Origin of the sequence: Advenella mimigardefordensis DPN7, assembly GCF_000521505.1 — a bacterium.
GTDB classification, from domain to species: Bacteria; Pseudomonadota; Gammaproteobacteria; order Burkholderiales; family Burkholderiaceae_B; genus Advenella; species Advenella mimigardefordensis.
Genome location: NZ_CP003915.1, coordinates 723,961 through 745,674 on the forward strand (window position 1 = coordinate 723,961; position 21,714 = coordinate 745,674).

Genomic DNA, 21,714 nt, shown 5'->3' on the forward strand with positions numbered 1-21,714 from the left:
GGGCCGTTATTCTGATATTCGAAAAATGCCCCAAAGGTTGGATTGATGTCCAACTATTGGGGTGCGGTTCCCAGGCGGGCATTTCTTTTGACGGGTAGAGGCCAGGCAGGCCACGTCAGATACCACCATTGTCGAGGGGGCGCTTCATCGCGTGTCGTATGGTTACCGGACGCCTTATTTTTTTTCCGGATATTTGTCTTTATATCCGGCATGCACCGCGCGGTGCAGCGTATCAAGTATGTTGTCCTGCTTGTGGCTGTCCAGCGCAGTGTCTTTGTTCAGCGTAGTCGGACTATCGTCACTGAAAATGGTGTAGCGATCTTTGTCTGTGCCATCGGAAGGCAAGGCATCTAGCGGGTCACCGTCTATCGATGGATGGCGCATGCCTTCCGGCCTGAGCAGTTCTACCGGATTATGATGATTGCGATTGGTGGCCGATTCCATGTCAAATGGGTGGCGCTCATCGGGTGTAGAGCCGCCCACGGGTAGTACGCCCGGGCCGCTGAGCAGATCCTTGAAAATATCGTCGGGATCTTCTTCCGGAACGGGTGCGGGGGGCTCAGGTGGCGGGTTGTCGCTGGCATCGGCAGGAGGCGCAGCCATTGCATTGTCCGGTAGTGCGCGCGATACTGCCTGGCTGTCACCCAACGGAGCAACCGTGGTGTTGGCCACAGGCGCTGGAGGCGGCATCCGGTTAATGGGTGTGCCAAGCGGGTGTTCTTCAGGATAGGGATCCGGTTGCCCGGTGCTGGCGGTTTGTTCTGCCGGTGCCTTATAAGCCGGATGCCAGGTTGGCAGGGCTTCGTCATTGCCGGGGGCGGTCATCGGTGTAGCGGCAAAGGCGCTTGTTGCGACGGGGGTGCCCGCCGCTACGGTCTTGCCGGAGAATGCTGCCGTGTCATACGGGGTTGCACTCAGTTCTTTGTCGTTCAGAGCGGCCGGCGTGGCAGCCGGTGCGGCCGACGCTGTGGCAGCGGCAGACGGCTCGTTAACGATAATCAGATAATCACCCACGGTTATTCGGTCGCCGCAGCTGACGCTGACTTCCTGAGACAGGCCAAGTGGTGTGTCGTTGACAGCAACGTGGCTCATGCTGCTCATATTGAGCAAGGTGCCCGTGTTGCCTGTGTCCTGCATGCGGACGATTGCCTGCAGGGTGCTCAGGTCGCCCGAGGAATCGGGCAGATTCAGGTCGTTCTGTTCGCCACGGCCAATTGTGCCGCCGGGCGGCTGCAACTGACAGGTAAACGTGGTAGCGTTGTGCAGATGTTGTACGGTCAGTTTCATGATGGATTCTGCTCCTTGAGCGGAGGCGATGGTAACGCCTCCGTCGTGTCGCGCTCGCCTACTTTGTCAGAGGACGGATAGGCGTAATGCTGCCGCTGGTCTGCGCGCCAGAGCTGGCTGTGTTGCCGCTGGCGGGCTGATGTTCTGCCTGTACGCGTTCAAATACAGGGCCCCAGGATGGGTGGGATTTCTCAGCGGGAAGCAATGTGAAATTGGGATTCAGTGTCAGAATTTGTTCAAATGTGCTGGCACAACTGCGCTTGGCCTCAGTCAGGCACTCGCTGAATGCCTTGTACTTGAGGGCTGTCGTGTGCAGGGGAACCGAGCCGCTGCTCAGCGCCGGCGTGCTGTTTACCTGCGTAATGACTGCGTCGTACTGTCCTGCCATGAAACTTTCACGTATCGGGCGGATCTGTATTTCTTCAGATGAAGAAAGTGCTGTTGAATCGGAACCGCCCCACAGGGAACATGCCGACATAAATACACCGGCGGCCAGTACGCCGGACAACCGAAACACACGTAAAGCATTCATTTTTTTCAATTGAGACATGTTTGTGTAATAGAAATATTAAATAATACTGTTTGCCATAGCCTGTTAATGCAAATGAAATATGCCCGCTTATTTATGGCAAATGACATATGCAGGTCAGTCAATGTGCTGCCATTTCTGCGAAGGAGGAACCCGTCTTTGGAGTGTGTACGGCAGCAGGACTAAATACTAAATCATATTAAAACCTGTAGATGACAATAACATGTTAATCCGGCACCGTCGTGCTTAAGAAACGTAAATTGTGTAACACATACGTAACTTTGGAAAAATACTGTTTAATTTAACTACATCTTCGTCAATTTCAGTAAGAGTATAGGCTTTGCGCTTAATGTTTTGGTCTGTCACAAACACAGTTGAAATTGGCGATTTTGCCGGGTATCTTTTGGCGCGGGCAGACGGAACCAGGCAGGTGCAAAGCCCCAGGCAGATGCCCGCACTGCGGCCCTGGCTGCAGGGCCATCTTAAGGTCGGCCGGCGCTGGCCAGCTACTTGCACGCAATTTGAACGAGGATATGCTAAATGACATTTATTCATAACAAGATCATGAAACTGGGTGCGGTCAGCCTGATTGCAGCTGGTGCGCTGGCCGGATGTGCATCAACCGAATCGAAAATGGCCGTTCCCTATGTCGTAGAGTTAAAGGCAGATAATCAGGTCAACCCTAATGCGTCGGGCAAGGCTTCCCCCGTCAAGGTCACTGTCTACGAACTGAAGTCCACCAATGCCTTTGATACGGCAGACTATTTTGCCCTGATGAAGGATCCGCGCGCGGTGCTGGGCGATCAGATGCTGGAGGTCAATTCCCGTATCCTCAAGCCAGGCAGCACAGAGCAAATCAAGGCATCGGGCAGCACCCAGGCCAAGGCACTGGGCATTGTCGCTTCGTACCGTGATCTGAACAACAGCCAGTGGCGTCTGGTGGTAGACCTGCCGGAAGCCAGAACGACCAATTTCTATAAATTCTGGCAGTTCTCTCCTGACGAGAAGCGTATTCGCATCGATGTGCAGAGAGCTGCTGTCAACGTCAACAAAACAGAACCAAAATAGATCGCAGATTGTTTTATGAGCATAAAAGATAAAGTAGTCTGGTCCGAGGGCATGTTTCTCCGTCCTCATCATTTTCAGCAGTTCGAACGATTTCTGGAACACAATCTGAGGGTACGCATTGAAAGTATCACGAGTGTGTTCTGGGGGTTTCAGGACCTGGATATTGACATTGATGCCCTGGCGCTGGGCAAGATTGCGCTGAAAAAAGCGACTGGCCTGTTTCCCGACGGCACCCCGTTCAGCTTTGATGCAGAGTCCGCGCCATTTGCGCTTGAAGTGCCGGCTGGCACGCTGGACAAGCGCGTGTATCTGGCGATACCGCGCGTACGCGAAGGTGCTGAAGACGTCGTGTTTGAAGAGACGCCCGACTCCCTGGCGCGTTATAGCGTGATTGAAGACGAAGTGGTCGATACCTGTGAGGTGTCCCTTGGAACGGCGGTGGTGCAGGTTGGACGCTTGCGTTTCCGGCTGATGCTTGAGTCTGATTTCGGCGACGAGTGGATCGGCATGCCGCTGGCCTGGATCACCGAACGCAGCGCTGACAATAAGGTGGTGCTTGACTTCAATTACATTGCACCGGTGTTATCGAGCAGTGTGAGTTTTGCGCTTACGAGTTTTATCCGCGAATTGTTCGGCTTGCTGAATGCCCGCAGCGAATTGCTGGCGGCACGGCTGAATCAGCCTGGGCGCGGCGGCGTTGCCGAAGTTTCGGAATTCCTGATACTGGAAACCATCAACCGCTATCGTGGTGCCATCTGGCACATGGTCACGCTGGGCAATCTGCATCCGGAACGCATTTTTCACGACTTCCTGATGCTGGCCAGCGATCTGGCCACCTTTACCGGAACCGGTAAGCGGATGGAGACGTTCCCCGATTATGTGCATGATAATTTACGCCTGAGCTTTGAGCCGCTGATGCAGGTACTGCGTCGGGCGCTGACGACGATTCTGGAAGAGCAGGCGGTTCGCATACCGCTGCACGACAAAGGGCAGGGGCTGCGGGTGGGGCAGATTACCGATCCGCACCTGCTGCAGTCTGCCGATTTTATTATCGCTGTCCATGCCGATATGCCAGCCGAGCTCACACGAACCCGCTTCCCGGCACAGGTCAAATTGGGGCCGGTGGAACGCATCCGCGACCTGGTGCACCTGCAATTGCCGGGCGTTTCACTCAAGCCTGTCACCAATGTACCGCGTCAGTTGCCGTACAGTGCCGGGCATATTTATTTTTCTCTGGAAAAAACCGGCGACATGTGGAAGCAGCTGGAACGGACCGGCGCGCTGGCACTGCATCTGGCCGGGGACTTTCCGGGGCTTACGCTTGAGTTCTGGGCGGTCAGAGAGGATCGGGACAGATAAACATGGCAGAAAATTTCGCGGGGACGCCGATCGGTCCCTGGGCAAACTCCACCGCAGAGCCCGATACGGGCAAGTTGCGGCCCGACGATTATGTCATTAGTGGTTCCAATACACTGGTTGCTGCAGCCAATCCGCTGCTGGTGCTGATTCCGCAAATCCGTAATACCCGCTCGCATCCTTCGCCAGCGCAGTTGCGCGAACATCTGGTGGACGAAGTGCGGCAGTTCGAATTGCGCGCGCAGCATGCAGGGATCCGCAACGAGACGATTCTTGGCGCGCGTTACTGCTTGTGTACGGCACTGGATGAAGCGGCCGCGCTGACCCCCTGGGGTGGCGGCGGGATGTGGTCGGCCAACAGTCTGCTGGTGACCTTCCATAACGAGACCTGGGGCGGCGAGAAATTCTTTCAGCTGCTGGCCAAGCTGTCGCAGAACCCGGCACAGCACATCGACTTGCTGGAACTGCTTTACTATTGCCTGGTACTGGGCTTTGAGGGTCGCTATCGGGTCGTGGACAATGGGCGCTCGCAACTGGAAACATTGCGCCAGCGCCTGCTGCTGATCTTGCGCAACGCACGTGGCCAGTATGCCGCTGCGTTGTCTCCGCATTGGCAGGATGCCCCGATTCTGAATAAGGTACGGCGTTTGCCGATTCCCTTGTGGGTCTTTGCCGTGCTGGCTGCAGCACTGGGTTTCCTGTCGTTTCTCGGCCTGCAGTGGAGCCTGGGGGACCGTTCAGACAAATTGTTTGCAGATGTCATTAAAATCAAACCGCCCACGGTGCAGATCAGTGCGCCGCAAGTGACGCGTGAGCCGGTCAAAACTGACAGGATTGCACCGTTTCTGGCACCGGAAATTCGCGAGAATTTGCTTACGGTTCGTGATGAAGCCGATCGCAGTGTGATTGTGCTGCGTGGCGACGGTCTGTTCGAATCGGGTGCGGATGGCATCCGCTCGCAATACCTGCCGGTGCTCTCGCGCGTGGCCGATGCGCTCAACGCGGTGCAGGGCAACATTCTGGTTACCGGCTACAGCGACAATGTACCGATCAAAACCATTAAATATCCCTCGAACTGGGAGTTGTCACAGGCCCGTGCCGATGCCGTCAAAAAGCTGCTGGATGAGCGGCTGACCGATAAATTACGCGTTCGTGCCGAAGGCCGCGGCGAAGCCGATCCGGTCGCGGCGAACGATACGCCTGAAAACCGGGCGCGCAATCGGCGCGTGGAGATTACCTTGCTCGTTTCACCTGTTGCCCCGGGCTCGTCGGCCCCGGCTGATCCGTCTGCCATGCCTGCGCGGGGAGCGAACCGATGATCAGTCGCTTCTTCAGTTTTCTTTTCAGTCGTGGTTTGTGGGTCTTTCTCGGACTGCTGGTTATTTCGTTCCTGATCTGGACAGTAGGACCGAGTCTGTCGGTCAATAACTGGTACTTGCTGGATTCCCAGGAGGTGCGGTTGTGGGTGATTGGCACGATCTGGGCGATCTGGCTGCTGCGCATTATCTGGCGCAAATGGCGCGAAGGACGCCTGAATGCGCAGTTGCTGGGACAATTGCGCAAGCCCAAACCCGAAGCTGAACTCAAAGAAATGCCCGAAGCCGAGCGGGCAGAGATCAAGGTCCTGTCTGAGCGCTTCGACGAGGCCATCACCCTGTTGCGTAATTCGCGTTTTGAAGCGGGTGAAAACAAATCGCCACTGGCGCGGTTTTCCAAGCAATATTTGTATCAACTGCCCTGGTATGTGTTCATTGGTGCACCCGGTTCAGGAAAAACCACTGCGCTGGTCAATTCCGGCCTGAATTTTCCGCTGGCAGACCGCTTCGGTAAAGTGGCGCTCAAAGGGATCGGCGGTACCCGCAATTGTGATTGGTGGTTTACCGATGAAGCGGTGTTGCTGGATACAGCCGGCCGCTATACCACGCATGAAAGCGACCCGACCGGCGATGAGCAGGAGTGGAAAGGGTTTCTGAATCTGCTGACCAAGTACCGCGGCCGTCAGCCGATTAACGGCGTGATGCTGACGGTCAGCGTTGCAGACCTGCTGAGCGCAACCGACACGGAACGGGTGGCGCATGCTGCCGTGTTGCGGCGTCGCCTGCAGGAATTGCGCGAAGAGCTGGGGATTCAGTTCCCGGTGTATGTGCTGGTGACCAAAACCGACTTGCTGTCCGGTTTCGAAGAGTATTTTGCGACCTTCAGTCGTCAGGAACTGGATCAGATCTGGGGCTTTACGATACCGTATGAGCAGGGGCAGAAGCCGGACTTCAAGCTGATGAACGCCTACGACGCCGAATATGAGCTGTTGCAGAAGCGGCTGTACGAGGCCCTGCCGGATGTGCTGGCGGCGGAACCGGATGAAACCCGACGCGCGCTGGCTTATTTGCTGCCGCAGCAGTTTGCCGGCCTGCGCCAGGTATTGGGGCATTTTCTGAGCGATGTGTTTTCCAGCTCCAAGTTTGAATCGGTAGTGATTCCGCGGGGGATTTATTTCACCAGTGGTACGCAGGGTGGCCAGACATTCGATCGGGTAGCAGGACAGCTCAAGAAATATTTGAAGATTGAAGGCATCCGGGATCCAGGCTCGGGCATTCCGCTGGAGTCGGGCAAAAGCTACTTTCTGCATAATCTGCTCAAGGATGTGGTGTTTCCCGAGTCCATGCTGGCGGGCCTGAATCTTAAATGGGAACGCCGCTATCGCACGATTCAGTGGGGCGGCTATGTGCTGCTGACGGCTGTACTGGCGATTTGTCTGCTGCTGTGGCTCAATAGCTATCGGAATAATCGAAACTATCTTGCCGATGTGAATGACAAGCTGCCGGGCTACACTCAGCTCAGTCGCGACATCAAGATTACCGAATCGGGTGATGTGCTGGGTCTGGTGCCGTTTATGAACGCGACCACTGATTTGCCTAATGGCAAGGATTTCCCGGCAGACAGCCCTCCTGTGTGGAATACGTTCGGCCTGTATCAGGGTAGTAAAATCGCTGCGGCGGCTAACAGTATTTACGATGAAACGATCAAGCAGGTGCTGTTGCCGCAAGTATCGCGACGCATTGAAAATGCGCTGGAGAACGCACCGCCTGACGATCTTGAATACTCGTACGAGGCCTTGCGTGCCTATCTCATGATGTACGATACCGAGCATTACGATCCGTCGTTCCTGCAGTCCTGGGTGCTGTCCGATATGCAGAAAATTCTGCCGGCCGGCTACACCACAGAGGATTACGATATGCTCAAGCTGCACATCAACCGCCTCTTCAATAATGGGGTCGTGTCCTCGCCGTTTCCCAAAAATGACGCGCTGATCGAACGGGTACGCGGCAGTCTGGATCGCCACGCGCTGGCCGAAAGGGTCTATAGCCGCATGTTGCGCCTGTTGTCCGGCCAGAGTCTGACTCAGAGCACGTTTATCACACTGGGCGGTGCGGAAGCCTCTACGGTTTTTTTTCGCAAAAGCGGTAAACCCCTTAACGAGGGGATCCCCGGGCTGTATACCTACAACGGTTATTGGAATGTTTTCAGCAAGAATGTAGAGAACGTGGCCACACAATTGCGTGAAGATGACACCTGGGTGTTGAACGTCAAGGCAGGCAGCTTTGCCGATGGCAGCAATCGCAAGCTGTTCGAAGATGTAAAAAAAAGATACTTTGACGACTATGTGCAGTATTGGGATAGTTATCTGGCCGATGTGTCGGTGCGTAAACCCCAGACCATGCTGCAGAGTATAGAAATCGCGCGTAGCCTGTCCTCGTCCAATTCGCCGCTGGTCAAGTTTGTCAAAGGGGTTGCCCTGGAGACCACGCTGCTGCGTGAAGATGAAGAGAACCAGCGATCGCTGATCGACCGGGCACGGGAGCGGGTAACCGGTTCGACCCAGTCGCTCGAATCGATGTTTGGCGCGACCGGGATCGACAATCCGATACGGCGCGATGCGACGCAAGAGAAACTGGAAAAAATAGTTGATAACCATTTTGTACAGTACCGCGAACTGGCGCGCAGTGCGGGACAGGGCGTGGCACCACCGATAGAGGGTACGACCGGGCTGCTCAACGAGCTGTATACCTATCTGACGGCCGCCGATACGGCCTTGCGCAGTCAGAGTCCGCTGCCCCCGGCAGATGTGCTGACCAAGCTGCAGGCCGAAGCGGGGCGAGTGCCTCCGGCGGTGGGCGGCGTGCTGACCGATTTATCGGTTACGGCATCACGGCAGGTGGCTGGCGTTCGTCAGGAAAAAGTGGGTGAAGATGTGAATGCAGTGCTGGGCAATTTCTGTCGTCGTTCAATTGCCGGCCGGTATCCGTTCGGCAACTCCTCCAAGGATGTTGCTCCCAATGACTTTGCCCGCTTTTTTGGCCCTCAGCAGATGATGGATCAGTTTTTCCGCGAGAACCTGGCCAGCCTGGTTGATATGAGTGGCGGCAGTTGGCGATTCAAGCCGGGCATTGATGGCACCAAGGGCGGCGTCGCCGGCTTTCTGGATTCCTTTGAAAAAGCGGCGGTCATTCGCGATGTCTATTTTGCTGCCGGAAAACTGGAGCCGTCCTTCAAGGTCGCTGTGCGTCCCATCGATATGGACCCTGAAATCACACAAATGGTGATGGAAGTGGATGGCCAGACGCTCACCTATGCGCATGGCCCTCAGGTAGGCGTGACCATGGAATGGCCTGGCAAGCAGGGCAGTAACCAGGTCAGTATCAGTCTGCAGCCGCAAATCGGCACGTCCGGCATTTCCGCCTCAGGCCCGTGGGCACTGAATCGTCTGCTGGACCGGGCCAGTCAGCGGCAGGGGCGTTCACCGGAAGTGACCGTCGCCACCTTTAATATCGGCGGTCGCCGGGTGACCCTGGAGTTTGCCGCCTATTCGGCCAAAAGCCCATTTCGCCTGAGCGATATGCGCAGTTTCAGATGTCCGGGGAAGGGCTAGACATGGGCGGAATCAGTATTGATCAACTTTCGGATTCGCTGGGCTGGTATGGCAAAATGCCGTCCAGTGGCGATTTTGTCCATCGGCGACTTGACCAGGGCCTGATCGGCTGGTGGCATCGCTGGCTCAGTTCCGGTCTGATTGCCATGCATGAGTCGGTGTTGCTGTCGGCCGAGCAGGAATACATGAGTGCACCCATCTGGAATTTTCTGATTCCTGCATCGCTGGGGTGCGATATGGTGCAGATGGGATGCCTGGCGCCCAGTCGCGATCGGGTCGGGCGCGTGTATCCATTGCTGGCCGTTCTGTATGTACCGGCAGTGCAGTATGAAGCGCAGCAGGTAGCGGGTTCGGGGCGGTTTTACGAACATCTGGGGCGCAGCCTGCTGGCAGCGGTCGGGCATGGCTGCTCGGCGACGCAGTTTGAGCAGAATATCCAGGGCGCGCGCGGTACTTTGACACAAATGCTGACACGTGCGTCCACCCAAATGACCGAAGATGACGGCAGCAGTGATATTCTGGATATTCTGAATGGCGGCCATGAAACGGCGCCGATTGAAAAGCTTGACCAGAACGACTCGCGCTGGCCGGAACTGGCGTTGTGCTTCAATAGCGACGCACATAACAGTTATTGGTGGACCAATCAGGCCAATGGCGCCGCGCAAAAGTCTCTGGTGCATGGCGGGGCGCTGAATATTCCGCTGTTCAATTCGCTGTTTATCACGCACACCAATTTCAGGCTGTAGCTATTTACTCATTATTGCATTTGACAAGCCAGGCATAGGAAACAACATTATGGCGACCTCGTTACAGGATCTTCTACGCAACGTCGACCCCTCATGGCAGCCGCTGGACAAGACGGCCCTTGGCACCGGATCTGCATCACAGGGCCAGCTGGAAGATCTGGTGCTCGATTTGCTGCCGCAATTGAAGGCACTGCATGCGCAGCAGCGCGCCTATGGTGTCTGGTCCCTGCAAACCGTATTTCTTGATCCGGTAGGTCGTGCCAAGCTGCTGCCGGGAGTTGGCCAGCCCTTTATGAAGCAGGGGGCGCCTGTTGTGCCCGGCACAGAGGCATTTGCTGCGATTGAGTTGCAGACAGACGATGTGGCCTGGCGTATCGGCCCCTGGACCGATGTTTACGGTCTGGGTGCCCTGTTACGCGCCATGATTAGCGGGCAGGAGCCCCAAAGCCCGGTACGCCGTTTCGTTCAGGATACGCAGCAACCGCTGGCCGCCGCCGCGCCTGCAGGCTATTCACGCCAGTTTCTGCGGACGGTGGATCTGAGTACGGTGCTGCAGTCAGCCTTGCGTTTGCAATCGGTTGATGAATTATCAGTGATGATGGGCTTGTCGGCTGCCAGCGCGAGTGCACCTGTGGCACCTGCTGCGTCTGGGGGCATAGCAGCCGCCGGTGCGGTTGCGGGCGGCCTGGCTGCGCAGGGGATATTGAGTCCTGCTGCGGGCGACGACCAGCAGGCAGCCGCAGAACAGGCAGCGGCGCGTCAGGCGCAGGAGGCACAACAAGCCCGTGATGCTCAGGTGGCTCAGGACGAGGCCCGGCGTAAAGCGCAGGAGGAGGCGGAAGCGGCAAGGGCGGAGCAGGCTCGGCAGGCTCAGGCCGATGAGGCGGCACGACAGGAGCAGATCCGTGCAGAACAGGAGCGGGCAGAACAGGCCAGAGCAGAGCAGGAACGAGCAGAGCAGGAAGGGCTGGAGCAAGTACGAGCCGAACAGGCCAGGGCAGAACAAGCTAGAGCCGAACAAGCCAAAGCCGAACAAGTCAAAGCCGAACAAGTCAAAGCCGAACAGGCTAGGGCAGAACAAGCCGAAGCAGAACAGACTCAAAGCCGGCGTGATGCCGCAGCGGCATCGACAGATGCGAGCGCGGACGACCAGTCCGTAGACGCGACGGCAGGGACCAGCGGCGCAGCCGGTTTGCCGCCGGATGGCGCCGGTGGCGGACAGCCCGCCAGCCCGGTACCTCCTGGGGAGGACAAAAAGCGCGCGCCGGTGTTACTCATTGCCGTGGTGCTGGCAGCGATTGCAGCAGGCGCCTATTTCGGTTTTGGCGGCCAGAAAGAGGGTGAAGCGCCCCCCGTGGCGAGTTCTACGGAGCCGGCAACGCCGCAAGCTTCCGGTACGGCTGCCACGCCAGCGCCAGCAGTGGCCGATCAGGCCGCTGGTGAACCCGCACCCGGCGCGGCAGCGTCGCCGTCCGAGGCTTCACCAGCAGCGGAGGGGGCCACGATTGCAGGGGGCGCTGCGCCAGCGACGACTGGCAATACCGGGAGCGGGTCGGCGTCGAATGAGGCAGAGCCGTCACAGTCTGCTACTACGTCAACCAATGAGCCATCCGGCCAGAATCAGACTGCCGGCGCTACTGCGTCGGTAACCGATACAACGCAGCCGGCAACGCCATCAGGCGCTACGGAGCCGGCTGCCAGCACCAGCGGTGCACCCGCAACTGCCACAACAGAGAACACGACACCTTCGGCAACGGGCGCCAGCCCCATGCCGACCGAGTCGGACAACACGCTAAGCGCTACGGGCGGGGCTGCTGCACAAGCGCCAGGCACGGCGCAGAGCGCTGCTGTCAACGAGCAGGCCGCTGCCGAGCAGGCGCGGCGTGAGGAGGAAGCGCGACGTATCGAAGAGGCAACCAAGGCAGAAGAGGCGCGACTGGCTGCAGCGAGCCAGCAAGCGCCAGCGGCGGTGGCGCCAACTGCTAACGATACGGTTGGGGGTACGGCAGCAGGGGCAGCGACGAGTACGGCCACAGCGCCGGATGCCGCCGCTCAGGCTGCACCGTCAGGTCGCACCAGCACGTTTGCCCAAGAGAGTGCGCCCGCCACATCGGCTGGTGGTACTGCGGCAGGCACATCTGCACCGGCTGACGCGGCCACCCCATCTGCCGCAGCAGGCGCTGAAGACGCGCCCGCCAATGCAGCCAATAACACTGAAAACACGACTGCTACCGCCACCGACAATCAGGTAGCGGGCGGGGCTGCCGGTCTTGCTGGTGCAGCGGCTGCGGGCTCATCCTCCACGACGGGCGCTGCAGCGCCGGCTTCAGGCGCCAGCGAATCCGTGGAGATGACAGCGGCAGATGCAGCACGTGAAGAAGAAGCGACGCAGGCCCGAGAGCAGGCGGCACTGGAAAAAGCCCGCCAGGAAGATGCGCGCCTGAAAAGGGAGCGGGAACGCCGGGCTGCTGCCGAGGCACGCGCCGAACGCAACGCGGGCACGACACGCAGTTCTTCAAAAGGTACGGTTTCATTTGTGATACGGCCATGGGGCAATGTGTTCATCAATGGCCGCTCGCGTGGTGCCAGTCCGCCGTTCCGCAGTCTGCAACTGGCTCCGGGTACTTATAATATTATGATTACAAACGGGGATTTACCGCGGTATGTAAGGGTGATTACCGTCAAGGCAGGTGAAAATATCACGGTTGTACATCAATTCCAGTAACATGAGAGGTATGATCAATCACTAATACGGATGTTCAAGGAATGAAAAGGGTAGTATCTTGCGGTTTTTTTCTTCCCGGGGCCTGTGCTGCATTTTTGCTGCTGCAGGCGCCGGCAGCCCTGGCACAAAGTGCGGGTGGCTATAAGCCCGAGTATTCGCTTTCCTTTGTCTCCGATGAACGGATCTCCATCGGGCGCACCGCCCAACGCTGGCGTGAACTGGTAACAGAAAAAACCGAAGGGCGTGTCAACATCCGCATGTATCCCAACGCCTCGCTGGTCAAAGGTGAACAAACCCGTGAGGCAGCGGCGGTGCGCCAGGGCGTGGCAGATATGTCGGTTGCCCTGGCCAGTAACTGGTCCAGCCAGTTTCGCGCACTGTCGGTCTTTTCCCTGCCCTTTTTTGTGCCCGATATGAACGGGACGGCAGCGCTCATTCGTGGCGATCTGGGCAATCTGGTGCGTGACAATATGGACAAGGCCGGTATTGTGACCCTGGCCTGGGGCGTATCGGGCTATCGTCAGCTAAGTAATGCGCTGCGGCCCGTGCAGGCGCCTGCCGATCTGAAGGGAATGCGGATCCGTGTGATTGGGCTGCCGCTGTTCATGGACTTTTTCAAAGCCCTGGGTGCAGCGCCGGTACAACTGAATCTGACCGGGCTGCCAGACGCCCTGCAGAAAAAGGACATTGATGGCCAGGATAATCCGCTGTCACTATTTACCGGTTTGAAGTTCAATGAGTTGGGTCAGAAATACCTGACGGTGTGGAATTATCCGGCAGAGCCGATCTTTATCGCCGTTAATAAAAATGTCTGGAATAACTGGTCGCGCGATGATCAGCAACGCGTACGTGAAGCGGCCGAGCAGGCTATCAGTGAAACGGCGCCGATTCTGACCTCCCAGGAGGCCAGCCAGGCAGTGGATGCAACGGTGGGGCAGCTGGAGCAGGCCGGTGTACAGGTAACGCGCCTGACGGATCAGCAGAAGGCCGCCTTCAAAAATGCGGCCTCTGAAGTACTGCGGAACTGGTCCGAGCGTATCGGTCAGGATCTGATCGCCATCGCCAATGCTGATATCAAACGCGGACCAACGTTGCCACCGGCCAGTGATCCAGCCACCGCGCCAACATCTGCCGTACCTGCATCACCCAATCCTGCACCTCCACCAGTTGACGAAGCTGCTCCGGCTGCGACCGGCGCGGCGGCGGATAAGGCAAAACAGAGTGCGCCAGCCGCTACGGGAGCGGGCGGCTAAAACCACCAGCCGCCTCCGGTCAGACGCAGCGGCACGATGGTGTGCACCGCTGATCTGACTTCTTTACCACAACGAACAACTAGGCAATGGTCATCAGGCTCGCATTGCCGCCTGCCGCAGCGGTATTGGTGCTGATACTTTGTTCGTGCACCAGGCCGCTGATGGCATAGCGATGTCCCTGCGGAATCTCATCGGTTTGCAGGCCCTGAGCAATCACAATCGGCCCTTTTTTGGCGGCCAGTTGCAAATTCAGTCGCCGCAGCGTGTCGCCATCACCTTCGAACAGGGCGGCATCCACGGTTGCATGATCAATCTGCTCTTCGTTAACAAACGCAATACGCTCACGGTTATCCGCATTGGTCAGTGCGTCAACCCACTCACGGATTGCCGGTGTATCAACGAACAAGGCCTGATTGCCGGTTTCAAGAATCTGCTCCAGTTGCAGGCGAGCGCCTTCGGCTGAGGCTGGCCAGGCCAGTACCACGCCGCGAGGTACCAGGCGATAGACATTGGTTTCGCCGGTCGGTCCGGGCAGCAGCATGCCTGCTGGATTGAGGCCTGGCAGGTCAATGCCTCGGGGCATGTCGTCGTTGCCCTGGGAGAGCAGGCGATACAGATAAAGCGGTCCGCCGGCTTTGGGGCCGGTTCCGGACAGTCCCTGGCCGCCGAAAGGCTGAACCCCTACTACGGCACCCACGATATTACGGTTGACATAAATATTGCCGGCATGGATGCGGTTGCTGACACGGGCGATGGTTTCATCGATGCGTGAATGGATACCAAAGGTCAGGCCATAGCCGGTCGCATTGATTTTATCGATCAGTGCGTCCAGCTCAGACCGCTTGTAGCGTATAACGTGCAGGACGGGGCCGAATACTTCGCGCTCAAGCTCGCTGATGTCGTTGAGCTCGATAATGGCCGGTGAAACAAACGTACCCTTTTCAGTGGACGCGTCCATGGGCAGTTGTTCAACTGCATGTCCGGACTGGCGCATTTTCAGGATATGGCGCTCAATGATCTGGCGCGCTTGCGTATCGATGACGGGGCCGACATCGGTAGACAGCAGGTCGGGGCAGCCGACGGACAGCTCTTTCATGGCGCCCTTGAGCATGGTCAGGACGTGATCGGCTGCATCTTCCTGAATGCACAGGACACGCAGCGCAGAGCAGCGCTGGCCGGCAGAGTCAAAGGCGGAATTGAGCACGTCGTACACAACCTGTTCTGCCAGGGCTGATGAGTCAACGATCAGGGCATTCTGGCCGCCGGTCTCCGCAATCAGCGGAATCGGATGGCCATGATTGTCCAGGCGGCCGGCCAGTTTGCCGGCAATAATGCGGGCGACTTCGGTGGAACCGGTAAACATCACACCGCGAATGTCAGGATGTGAAACCAGTTGATCACCCACGGTTTCACCTGCACCGGGCAGCAACTGCACCGCTTCTTTCGGGATGCCTGCTTCATGCAGAATGGCCACGGCCTGTGCCGCGATCAGTGGCGTTTGTTCGGCTGGCTTGGCCAGCACCGTGTTTCCGGCAGCCAGCGCGGCACTAACCTGGCCCGTGAAGATTGCCAGCGGGAAATTCCAGGGGCTGATGCACAGCACCGGTCCCAACGGGCGGTGGTGATCTTCATTGAAGTTGTCTTCGATCTGGTCGGCATAATAGCGCAGGAAGTCTACCGCTTCGCGTACCTCGGCAATGGCGTTGGGCAGCGATTTCCCGGCTTCGCGTACGATCAGGCCCAGCAATGGCTGCATGCGCGATTCCAGCAACTGCGCGGCACGACGCAGGGCGCGAGCGCGGTCTTCGATAGGCGTGGCCTGCCAGATGGGCGCCATGGTGGTGGCGGCCGCCATGGCCTGATCCACGTCCTGGGCGCTTGCTTCAATCACCTGCCCAACCACATCACGATGATCGGCGGGATTCAGCAGGGGCTTGCGGTTTGCGGTGTCGCTTTGGCTGCTGTCGGCGTTATACAGGGTTGGCGCGGCCACCCATGGCTGGGTGGCGCCATTGAGCAGTGCGGCGGCAAGCGAACCCAGGCGATGTTCGTTGCTCAGGTCCAGGCCGCTTGAATTGCGTCTGCCTGGTTTGCCGTCGGTGTCGTACAAATCGCGAGGCAGGGGGATTTTTTCATGCGGTGCACCCAGCGGCGTAATGGCGCTGGCCACTTCAATCGGGTTGGCAATCAGCATGTTGATGTCGATGTTATCGTCGCCGATCTGGTTCACAAAGGAGGTGTTGGCGCCGTTTTCCAGCAGGCGCCGTACCAGATAGGCCAGCAGCGTTTCGTGGGTGCCAACAGGGGCATAAACGCGGCAGGGGCGGTTGAGCTTTTTGCTGCCGACCACTTCGGAATACAGGGGCTCGCCCATACCGTGCAGGCACTGGAATTCGTATTGGCCAGGGTAGTAATTACTGCCAGCCAGATGATAAATTGCCGCCAGTGTTTGCGCGTTATGCGTGGCAAATTGCGGGTATACGGCATCGGGTGCGGCCAGCAGTTTGCGCGCACATGCCAGATAGGATACGTCGGTGTAGACCTTGCGGGTATAGACGGGATAGCCCTCCAGTCCATCCAGTTGCGCGCGCTTGATTTCCGTATCCCAGTAGGCGCCTTTAACGAGGCGGATCATCAGGCGATGGCGGGTACGACGACCCAGATCAATCACATAATCAATCACATGCGGAGCACGTTTTTGGTAAGCCTGGATCACAAAGCCAATACCATTCCAGCCTTCGAATTCACGCGTTGCGCAAAGGGCTTCCAGCAGATCCAGCGAGAGCTCCAGCCGGTCGGCTTCTTCGGCGTCGATATTCAGGCCTACATCGTAGGAACGGGCCAGGCGGGTAAGTGCGACCAGGCGCGGCAGCAGTTCGCTCATCACGCGATCGCGCTGGGCGCGCGAATAACGTGGATGCAGGGCAGACAGTTTGATGGAAATGCCCGGTCCCTCATAAATACCCCGTCCGCCCGAGGCTTTACCGATGGCATGGATGGCCTGTTCATATGACTCGTAGTAGCGCTGGGCATCGGCTGCCGTGGTGGCGGCTTCACCCAGCATATCGTAGCTGTAGCGAAAGCCTTCGGCCTCGAATTTGCGGCTGTTGGCCAGCGCTGACGAAATGCTCTGGCCTGATACAAATTGTTCGCCCATCATGCGCATGGCCATGTTCACGCCCTGGCGGATAAGTGGCTCGCCGCCTTTGGCGATCATGCGTGTCAGGGCCTTGGACAGGTTTTGCTCACTGTTGACGGCCACCAGTTTACCGGTAAGCATCAGTCCCCATGTCGCGGCGTTGACGAACAGCGAGGGTGAGCTGCCCATATGCGATTTCCAGTCGCCGTGGCTGATTTTGTCGCGGATCAGGGCATCACGTGTGGCGCGATCCGGGATGCGCAGCAGCGCTTCGGCCAGACACATCAGGGCGACGCCTTCCTGGCTTGACAGGGCAAACTCCTGGATCAGCCCCTCGACACCGCCGCCGGGACTTTTCTCTTTGAGTGATTTGACCAGTTTCAGTGCCAGTTCCCGGGTCTGTTCGGGCTTGACCAGTGCAGCCTGTTCCAGCAGCAAGGGTACACACTCCGGCTCAGGACGGCGATAGGCAGAGGTAATCGCGGCGCGCAGCACAGATTGTGGCTGCACATCCTGGCCGAATTCATAGAAGGGCGGCTTGCGGCTGTCCTGCATATCGGTCACGACGCCATCGCTGTCGGTCGCTGACGGCGCCAGATGCCGCAATTCATCGGGCGTCATGCCGCGTTCGATTTGTTCCAGATAGGTGATCAGCGCCTGTTTGTGTAGCCAGTGCGGCGTACAGTTCAGTTTGTCAGCGTGATATTGAAGGCGGTTTTTCAGGTCTGTATCAACCTTGATGCCCAGTGTGGTAGTCGTAGCCATATGCAACTCAAGTCAGGTTCGAATGATGACGCTGAGCGTACCGAATCTATCAATAAAATAATATTAGGGTTAACCCTTTATTGTTTAGTTAACCTTTGGATTTACTGAACTATTTGTTGATAATAGGTGATTGCTGATTCGGGTTAACCACAGCGCCGGCTGTGGCTTTTTCTGCCGGGCTTGTTGCAACACAAAGGCTGGGATGTGGGGGCGATACGATGAGCTGTCCGATACGATGAGTCGTCACACTCCCGTTTCTGTCCATTCCCGTTTCTGTCTTTACAGCAGCGTGCCGCCAAGCGAGCCGGCTACCAGCAGGCAGCCTGTCCATATGTTGGCGCGGAACAGGGCAAAGCTGCGCCCGGGATTCTGGATGTCAAAGGTTGCCAGTTGCCAGTAAAAATGCAGGGCTATCGCCAGCATGAACACGTAATAGAGCCAGCCGAATCCCAGCAGGAAGCCGGGCACGGTCCACAACACCACAGTGGCTGCGTAAAACCCGATGAGCCAGGCCAGCCCCTGATCCCGGAAGCGTAGTGCGGTAGACCGCAGTCCCAGTTGTTCGTCGTCTTTCATATCGGTGTAGGCATAGATCGTGTCATAACCGATCTGCCAGGTCACCGCGCCCATCCACATAAGGACGGCGGCCAGCGGTACGCTATTGGTGGTGTCGGACCAGGCCATCAGCATGCCCCAATTGAAAGCAATGCCCAATACCAATTGCGGCCAATAGGTGAAGCGCTTGCATAGCGGATAGATAAAAACCAGCGGTACCAGGGCCACCGCCAGCCAGCGGCTATAGCTGTTAATGAAAAACAGCAGCAGGGCGGCCATGGCCAGTTGAGCCACCAGAAATAGGATGGCCTGTTTAAGTGTGATCTGGCCGCTGGTGAGCGGGCGAAAACGGGTGCGCTCTACATGTTTGTCAAAGTTGCGATCACAAATGTCATTGACGGTGCAGCCCACGCTGCGCATCAGCAAGGCACCCAGGCAGAAAACCACAAGGCGCAGCAGGGTGGGCAGGCCGTACTGGGCCTGGATCAATGCGGCGATGCAGGGCAACAGCGTGAGCCAGGTGCCAACAGGGCGGTCCAGCCGGCACAGTCGGGCATACGGACGCCAGGAGGCGGGCAGGTACTGTTCCACCCAGTCGTTGTGGCGAATGTCATTGAGGTCGGGGTGGGTACTGGCCATGGTATATGCGGATTGTCGCGCGGTTTGCGGCGTATTGATACTGAAAAAGAGATTTTAAAGGTTTTACCGGTCAAGAGGGCGGCCCTGACCGTACCTGACAATTTCCAGCGAGGCCGTGGCAGGATTTTGCTGTCGGGGTCGCTTTGTGGATACAATCAGAGTCCCGCGGTAGGCCAATTGTCATGCCTGCCTGTCACCGTTGCCGTCTGTCGAGCGAGTGCCCCGCTATGGGGCGGTCTTTTGCGCAGCGGCGACGCACATTCTATTCAAGACACATCATCATGTTCAGTTTCGATCATTCTGCCGGCTTTGAATCGGTTCCCGCCATGTATGACACCCTGGTCAGCCAGGCGCGGTCGCTGTTTGAAGGCGAACCCAGTCATATCGCCAATGCCGCCAATCTGGCGGCGCTGGTGTATCACAGCGTGCCGGATCTGAACTGGGCCGGTTTTTATTTTTTTGATGGCAGCGAGCTGGTGCTGGGGCCTTTTCAGGGAAAAATTGCCTGTGTGCGTATTGCATTGGGAAAAGGGGTTTGCGGTACGGCGGCAGCGACCGGCCAGGCGCAACGGGTGCCGGATGTGTTTGCTTTTCCGGGGCATATCGCCTGCGATGCGGCCTCCCGTTCAGAAGTGGTCATTCCCTTGTTCAGCGGTGACAAACTGATCGGCGTCTGGGATGTGGACAGTCCCAAGCCGAATCGTTTTACCGTGGAAGATAAAGACGGCATGCAGGCGCTGTGTCAGGTATGGCTGGATGCCTGCAGCAGTGCTGCTTAGTTGGGCGATGGTGCACAGATAAACCCTTATTTGCCTGTGTTCCGATTGAAATCCTTACGGAGATATCCGTAAAATCCCCCCTTTCCCCTTTCCGTTAGTTACAAATAAAAGGATGATAATGCCGGACAAGATCGAGTTGATCGCAACGGTCCTGTTTGCGATTGCCATTGTGCACACTTTTTCCGTGCCGTTTTTTGCCAAAAGAGCGCATCAGGGCGGGCCGCACTCAGGTTTGTGGCATGCCTTTTCCGAAGTGGAAGCGGTGTTTGGCTTGTGGGCCGCGATCCTGATCATATTCATGGGTGTGTCCGGCGGGCTCGATAGTGCTGTCAAGTACATGGACAGCCGCAACTTCACTGAGCCGCTCTTTGTTTTTGCCATTATGGTGGTTGCGGCCAGCCGGCCCATTCTCGTGCTGGTTGGTTCAATCGTGCGCTATCTTGCCCGCGTACTGCCGCTGCCTACTCCGGTTGCTACCTTTTTGCTGACCCTCACACTGGTGCCGCTGGCGGGGTCGTTCATTACCGAGCCGGCTGCCATGACGCTGGCCGCCTTGCTGCTGAAGCGCGCGTTCTTTGATCATAGTAGCCATACACGCTTCAAATACATGGCGGTGGGGGTGTTGTTTGTCAATATTTCCATTGGTGGCGTGCTTACCTCCTATGCTGCGCCTCCCGTGCTGATGGTGGCAGGTTCATTTGGCTGGGATACCGCGTACATGGCAACGCATTTCGGCTGGAAGGCGGCGCTTGCGGTTATGATCAATGCGGGCGTACTCACTTTTCTGATGCGCAGGGAGCTGCTGATCGCAGGTGAGCACGCCAGCGAGCAGAACCGGGCTGATGGTGACGCGCGCCCACCGGTGCCCTGGATTGTGATTCTGATTCATCTGGTCTTTCTGGCCAGCATCGTGGTGTTTGCCCATCATCCGGCCGTGTTCATCGGTCTGATGATGCTGTTTGTCGGTTATTGCACCGCTTACGAGCATTACCAGGACAGGCTGATGATCAAAGAGGCGCTGATGGTGGCGTTCTTTCTGGCGGGCCTGATTGTGCTGGGTGGGCTGCAGCAATGGTGGCTGCAGGATCTGCTGGCAGGGCTGTCGCCAACCTTGTTGTACTGGGGTGCCACGGCATTGACGGCCATTACTGATAATGCTGCATTAACTTACCTGGGGTCGCTGGTAGAAGGTACCAGCGAGGTTTGGCGTTATATGCTGGTCGCGGGGGCGGTCACGGGGGGTGGCCTCACTGTGATTGCCAATGCACCCAATCCTGCCGGATTTTCCATTCTCAAGGGATGTTTTCCCGATGAGGCGATTTCGCCCAAATATCTGTTTCTGGCGGCGCTGGTACCTACCCTGGTCGCTGCGGCGATGTTTTTGCTGCCGGTGCAACTTCTGGGAAATACAGGCCTGTAAATTGCGATAAAATAGGGGGTTAATTTGGGGATTAGTCCGTTGGTGGGCAAGTGTGTGTTGTAAAGTGTGTGTTGTATCTGGGTAGCAAGCCCTGAATCCTTCCCATTGGCGTCCTGTTTCGCAGGCGTATCCCTTTTCACCCTGTTTTTTGCGAGTTCGTTGTGCCTATTTATGCATATAAATGCAGCGCCTGCGGCCATGCCAAGGATGTGCTGCAAAAGATGTCCGATGCGCCGCTTACCACCTGTCCCGAGTGTGGTCAGAGCACGTTTTCCAAGCAGGTTACTGCTGCCGGCTTTCAGCTCAAGGGCTCTGGCTGGTATGTAACCGATTTCCGCGGCGGTGGCAACAATGGCGCGGGCTCGGGCTCTGCTGCGGCCACGTCCGATAGCGGCGCCACCGGGCAGAGTGCGGCTGCACCAGCGGCAGCGCCGTCCTCGGCCTCTTCTAACGGCAGCGCGACCTAATTTACCGTCTGCCGGCAGCACAAGGCGTCTGTGCCTGTGTTGCTTCAAGTATTTACACC

The 21,714-nt window shown here is 57.5% G+C and carries 14 protein-coding genes; 10 read left to right on the forward strand and 4 right to left on the reverse strand.

The features are described 5' to 3' along the window. Nucleotides 1–174: 174 nt before the first annotated feature. Complete coding sequence (locus tag MIM_RS03365) at nucleotides 175–1,287, reverse strand: FHA domain-containing protein (protein WP_025371353.1); 1,113 nt, start codon at nucleotides 1,285–1,287, stop codon at nucleotides 175–177. Between the two features lie 58 nt (nucleotides 1,288–1,345). Beyond that, nucleotides 1,346–1,819 (reverse strand): TssQ family T6SS-associated lipoprotein, encoded by a 474-nt coding sequence (locus MIM_RS03370; RefSeq protein ID WP_025371354.1) that lies wholly within the window; start codon nucleotides 1,817–1,819, stop codon nucleotides 1,346–1,348. Nucleotides 1,820–2,356: 537 nt separating this feature from the next. Between MIM_RS03370 and tssJ the strand changes: the two genes are divergently transcribed. The 7 genes from tssJ to dctP are packed head-to-tail and all read left to right on the forward strand — an operon-like array spanning nucleotide 2,357 to nucleotide 13,891. Continuing rightward, entirely contained in the window at nucleotides 2,357–2,884 is a 528-nt protein-coding gene (gene tssJ, locus MIM_RS03380) for a type VI secretion system lipoprotein TssJ (protein ID WP_025371356.1), read from the forward strand. A gap of 15 nt (nucleotides 2,885–2,899) precedes the next feature. Further along, the gene (gene tssK / locus MIM_RS03385) at nucleotides 2,900–4,243 is read left to right on the forward strand and encodes a type VI secretion system baseplate subunit TssK (protein ID WP_025371357.1); all 1,344 of its coding nucleotides are present in this window, start codon (nucleotides 2,900–2,902) and stop codon (nucleotides 4,241–4,243) included. 2 nt (nucleotides 4,244–4,245) lie between these two features. After that, entirely contained in the window at nucleotides 4,246–5,559 is a 1,314-nt protein-coding gene (locus MIM_RS03390) for a DotU family type VI secretion system protein (RefSeq protein ID WP_025371358.1), read from the forward strand. Next, nucleotides 5,556–9,167: a type VI secretion system membrane subunit TssM gene (gene tssM, locus MIM_RS03395; RefSeq protein ID WP_025371359.1), complete on the forward strand. Its 3,612-nt coding sequence runs from the start codon at nucleotides 5,556–5,558 to the stop codon at nucleotides 9,165–9,167. The genes MIM_RS03390 and tssM overlap by 4 nt, the downstream gene beginning before the upstream one ends. 2 nt (nucleotides 9,168–9,169) lie before the next feature. After that, on the forward strand, nucleotides 9,170–9,913 hold the full coding sequence (gene tagF / locus MIM_RS03400; protein ID WP_052342265.1) for a type VI secretion system-associated protein TagF: 744 nt from the start codon (nucleotides 9,170–9,172) through the stop codon (nucleotides 9,911–9,913). 49 nt (nucleotides 9,914–9,962) lie between these two features. Continuing rightward, nucleotides 9,963–12,638 (forward strand): hypothetical protein, encoded by a 2,676-nt coding sequence (locus MIM_RS22775; protein ID WP_025371361.1) that lies wholly within the window; start codon nucleotides 9,963–9,965, stop codon nucleotides 12,636–12,638. Between the two features lie 41 nt (nucleotides 12,639–12,679). Then, nucleotides 12,680–13,891 (forward strand): TRAP transporter substrate-binding protein DctP, encoded by a 1,212-nt coding sequence (gene dctP, locus MIM_RS03410; RefSeq protein ID WP_025371362.1) that lies wholly within the window; start codon nucleotides 12,680–12,682, stop codon nucleotides 13,889–13,891. A 79-nt stretch (nucleotides 13,892–13,970) separates the two neighbouring features. On the opposite strand, the gene putA is transcribed toward dctP, so the two are convergent. Both putA and ubiA read right to left on the reverse strand, forming a co-directional pair. Then, entirely contained in the window at nucleotides 13,971–17,795 is a 3,825-nt protein-coding gene (gene putA, locus MIM_RS03415) for a trifunctional transcriptional regulator/proline dehydrogenase/L-glutamate gamma-semialdehyde dehydrogenase (protein WP_025371363.1), read from the reverse strand. A 279-nt stretch (nucleotides 17,796–18,074) separates the two neighbouring features. Then, nucleotides 18,075–18,989 carry a 4-hydroxybenzoate octaprenyltransferase gene (gene ubiA / locus MIM_RS03420; RefSeq protein WP_025371364.1) on the reverse strand — a complete coding sequence of 305 codons (915 nt, stop codon included), beginning with the start codon at nucleotides 18,987–18,989 and terminating at the stop codon, nucleotides 18,075–18,077. Nucleotides 18,990–19,270: 281 nt separating this feature from the next. On the opposite strand from ubiA, the gene MIM_RS03425 reads away from it, so the two are divergent. The 3 genes from MIM_RS03425 to MIM_RS03435 all read left to right on the forward strand — a co-directional run bounded on the left by MIM_RS03425 (nucleotide 19,271) and on the right by MIM_RS03435 (nucleotide 21,655). After that, nucleotides 19,271–19,768 (forward strand): GAF domain-containing protein, encoded by a 498-nt coding sequence (locus MIM_RS03425; RefSeq protein WP_025371365.1) that lies wholly within the window; start codon nucleotides 19,271–19,273, stop codon nucleotides 19,766–19,768. Nucleotides 19,769–19,886: 118 nt separating this feature from the next. Then, complete coding sequence (locus MIM_RS03430; RefSeq protein ID WP_025371366.1) at nucleotides 19,887–21,188, forward strand: putative Na+/H+ antiporter; 1,302 nt, start codon at nucleotides 19,887–19,889, stop codon at nucleotides 21,186–21,188. 161 nt (nucleotides 21,189–21,349) lie between these two features. Next, nucleotides 21,350–21,655, forward strand: coding sequence for an FmdB family zinc ribbon protein (locus tag MIM_RS03435; protein WP_025371367.1), 306 nt, complete (start codon nucleotides 21,350–21,352; stop codon nucleotides 21,653–21,655). Nucleotides 21,656–21,714 lie beyond the last annotated feature (59 nt).